The sequence below is a fragment of the Streptomyces sp. NPDC035033 genome (assembly GCF_040636735.1).
GTDB lineage: Bacteria > Actinomycetota > Actinomycetes > Streptomycetales > Streptomycetaceae > Streptomyces.
Genome location: NZ_JBEZUZ010000194.1, coordinates 1 through 4,057 on the forward strand (window position 1 = coordinate 1; position 4,057 = coordinate 4,057).

General features: G+C 73.2%; 2 protein-coding genes. Both read right to left on the minus strand.

Translation table 11 applies throughout. The features are described 5' to 3' along the window. Window positions 1-118 precede the first annotated feature (118 nt). Complete coding sequence (locus tag AB0E83_RS35205) at window positions 119-1,978, minus strand: ABC transporter substrate-binding protein (RefSeq protein WP_362120862.1); 1,860 nt, start codon at window positions 1,976-1,978, stop codon at window positions 119-121. Window positions 1,979-2,178: 200 nt separating this feature from the next. Next, the coding region (locus tag AB0E83_RS35210; protein WP_362120860.1) for an AAA family ATPase at window positions 2,179-4,057 on the minus strand (1,879 nt) is incomplete at its 5' end.

Sequence of the window (4,057 nt, forward strand, 5' to 3'; positions counted from 1 at the left end):
CGCCCCGCGCGGGGGGGGGGGGCGCGCGCGCGCGCGCGGGGGGGGGGGGGCGCGCCGGGGGGGGGGGGGCCCCCCCCCCCCCCCCCCACGCCGGCGGGAGTGCTTGCCGTCGTCATCGCTACTCGCGGTCGTCGGCGGTGGCGCGCCGGCGCGTCCGGAGGAGGACGAGGCCGCCGGCGACGACGACCGCGGCGACGCCGACCCCGATCCAGACCCCGGCCGAGGAGGAGCCGGAGCCGTCGCCGGACCCGGACGCGGAGGCGGCGGGCACGGCCGACCACCAGCTCCAGTAGCCGTCCTGCCCCCACAGGTTCCCGGCCGCCTCGGGCATGGTGGTGATCGACGCGATCTGGTCGGTGCGGTACGCCTCCAGGGCGTTGGGGTAGGCCATGATGTTCATGTACCCCGTGTCGTACAGCCGGGACTGCATCCGCTTGACCAGGTCCGCCCGCTTGGCGGTGTCGTACTCCACCGCCTGCTGCGCGTAGAGCGCGTCGAACTCCTTGTCGCAGATGAAGTTGTCGGTGGCGCCGGTGTCCTTCGGGGTGGCCGGGAGGGTGCCGCAGGTGTGGATGGACAGCACGTAGTCCGGGTCCGGGTTGACCGACCAGCCGTCGAAGGCGAGGTCGTAGTCGCCCTTCACCCACGGGTCGGAGACGCTGTCCAGGCACTCGACGGTCAGCCCGATGCCGAGCTTCCCCCACCACTCCTGGAGGTACTTGCCGACGGCCTTGTCGTTGGGGTCGGTGGCGTGGCAGAGGATGCGGAAGACCAGCGGCTCGCCGTCCTTCCCGAGCCGCTTGCCGTCGCCGTTCTTCCGGTACCCGGCGTCGTCGAGGAGCTTCTCGGCGGCGGCCGGGTCGTAGGCCCGCTTCTGCGCGCCCTCCGGCTTCCAGAAGTACGTGCCGAAGCGCGGCGGGATGTACCCCTCGCCCTCGACGGCGTGCCCCTGGAAGACCTTGTCGACGAGGGCGGCGCGGTCGACGGAGAGGAAGAGCGCCTTGCGCACGGCCGGGTCGAGGAGGGCCGGGTGGCCGTTGCCGAAGGTCTTCCCGTCCTTGGCGCGGGCGCCCGGGTTGGTGGCGAGCGCGTAGAAGCGGCGCCCGGGGGCGTCGTTGACCTTGATGTCCTTCTGCGTCTTCAGCGCCGCAGCCTGGGCGGGCGTCAGGTTCGGTACGAAGGAGACCTCGCCCTTCTGGAGGGCGGCGACGGCGGCGTCCCCGTCCTTGTAGTACTTGAAGACCAGCTCGTCGAACTTGGGGGCGCCCCGCCAGAAGTTCTTGTTCGGCTTCAGCTTGATGTACTGGTCGACCTTGAAGTCGGTGATGACGAAGGGGCCGTTGCCGACGATCGGGAACTGCTGGTCGTTGTTGAACTTCGAGAAGTCCCCGACCTTCTCCCAGACGTGCTTCGGCACGATCGGCACGTCCAGCGCCGTCATCGTCGCCTGCGGCTTCTTCAGCTTGATGACCAGGGTGCGCGGGTCGGGCGCGGTGACCTTCTCGAAATTGGCGGTGAAGCTGCCGTTGGCGGTGGCCGCGTTCGGGTCGGTCATCATCTTGTTGAAGGTCCAGGCCGCGTCCTCGGCGGTGGCCGGCTTCCCGTCGGACCAGGTGGAGTTCTCGCGGATCTTGTACGTCCACGTCAGCTTGTCCGCCGAGGCGGACCACTCCGTCGCGAAGGCCGGGACCGTCCGGGCGTCCTTCGGGTCGTAGTTGGTGAGGTACTCGTACGCCAGGCGGTGGATGCTGGTCGAGGTGAGCTTCTGGGCCAGGAACGGGCTCAGCGAGTCGATGCTCTGCGAGACGGCCACCGTGAGCGTCGTACCGTCGGCCTTCCCGTCCCCGGCGGCGGCCGGTGCGGCGGGGAGGGCCGCGAGCGAGGCGGCGGTGAGGCCGGCGGCGAGCAGCAGCCGGGCGGTCCCGCGGGGCCGGGGGGCCCGGCGGGGGAGGGGACGGGGTGGAACCTTCGTGACCATGACCATGGGACGTGACCTCGCGTCGGTCGAGCTGTCGTGGAGTCGTGGATCTCGGGCGGGCGTCGGGTGAAGCGAAGATGTATCAGCGGTGGTCTGCCGTCGTCAACGATGACTCAAACCCCGTGTGGGCTGCGGGAACGCCAAGAGGCTCCGTACCGGTGAACCGGTACGGAGCCTCATTGGTCTACTCCTGTGACGCCCTACTGCTGAGGGGCTGGCGGCGCCTGCGGGGGCGTCTGCGGCGGCGCCTGCGGAGGCAGCGGCTGCCCGAACGGCTGTCCCGGCGCGGGCGGGGCCCCGTACGGCTGCCCCGGCTGTCCGGAAACCGCCGCCTGCGGGTAGGGCTGCTGCCCGTACGGCTGTCCGGGATACCCGGCCTGACCCGGCACCGGCTCCCCGGGCTGCCCCGGGACCGGCGGCTGACCCGGCTGCGGGTACGGCTGCGCCTGCGGAGCGCCGTACGGCTGACCGGGCGCCGGCTGACCGGGGGCGTACGCGCCGGGCACCGGCTGCCCGGGGTACGGCTGTCCCGGCGCGGGCGGAGCGCCGTACGGCTGGCCCGGGGCGGGCTGGCCCGGCATCGGCTGGCCGGGCACGGGCTGGCCGGGGCCGTACTGGCCCGGCATCGGCGGGGCCATGTGCGGCGGCATCCCGCCCTGGCCGTCGCCGGTCCACAGGCCCTGCGCCTGCTGCGCCCGCGCGAAGTCCTCGGCCACCATCGCCGAGAGGTCGAAGTACGCCTCCCGGGTCTTGGGCCGCATCATGTCGAGGTCCACCTCGGCGCCGGCCGCCAGGTGCTCGTCGAAGGGCACCACGATCACGCCCCGGCAGCGCGTCCGGAAGTGCTGCACGATGTCCTCGACCTTGATCATCTTGCCGGTCTCGCGGACCCCCGAGATGACCGTGATCGAGCGCTGCACCAGATCCGCGTACCCGTGCGCCGACAGCCAGTCCAGCGTCGTCGAGGCGCTGGAGGCGCCGTCCACGGACGGCGTGGAGATGATGATCAGCTGGTCGGCCAGGTCGAGCACCCCGCGCATGGCGCTGTACAGCAGACCCGTGCCGGAGTCGGTGAGGATGACCGGGTACTGCTTGCCGAGGACGTCGATCGCCCGCCGGTAGTCCTCGTCGTTGAAGGTCGTCGAGACGGCCGGGTCCACGTCGTTGGCGATGATCTCCAGACCGGAGGGCGCCTGCGAGGTGAACCGGCGGATGTCCATGTACGAGTTGAGGTACGGGATCGCCTGCACCAGGTCGCGGATGGTCGCCCCGGTCTCGCGCCGCACCCGGCGGCCGAGCGTGCCGGCGTCCGGGTTGGCGTCGATCGCCAGGATCTTGTCCTGCCGCTCGGTGGCCAGGGTCGCGCCGAGCGCGGTCGTCGTCGTGGTCTTGCCGACGCCGCCCTTGAGGGAGATGACCGCGATCCGGTAGCAGGAGAGGACGGGGGTGCGGATCAGGTCCAGCTTCCGCTGCCGCTCCTGCTCCTCCTTCTTGCCGCCCAGCTTGAAGCGGGAGGCCGCGCCCGGGTTCCGGCTCGACTTGGGCTTCTGCTTGTTGTTGCGCAGCAGCCGGTCGGAGGAGAGCTCGACGGCCGCCGTGTAGCCGAGCGGGGCGCCCGGCACGGACCGCTCGCGCTGGTCGTGCGTGACCGACTGCGGCCAGGCCGCCCCGGTCCGCGGGTCGACGGCGCCCGGCGGGTACCCGTACCCGTCCGGACCCTGCGGCGGGAGCTCGCCGGGGGCACCCGGAGCGCCGGGCGCGCCGGGGCCCTGCGGGTACCCGTACCCGCCCTGGGCCTGCGGCGGGAGGCCGGCCGGCTGCGGGTGGCCGTACCCGCCGGGGACGGGAGCCTGGGGCTGACCGGGCTGGGGGTGGCCGGGCTGGGGGTGGCCCGGCTGGGGCTGGCCCGGGTGCGGGTAGCCGTAGCCGGCGGGTGCGCCGGGGGCCGGGGGCTGCGCCTGGGCCTGCGGCGGGAGGCCGGGGGAGACGGGCGCGCCGGGGCCCTGCGGGTAGCCGTACCCGCCCTGGGCCTGCGGCGGTACGGCTCCGGGCGCGCCGGCGACCGGCTGCCCGGGCCAC

Bases quoted from the DNA above. Each gene is read 5' to 3' on its own strand.
- AB0E83_RS35205 (WP_362120862.1), bottom strand. From the start codon at position 1,978: ATGGTCACGAAGGTTCCACCCCGTCCCCTCCCCCGCCGGGCCCCCCGG.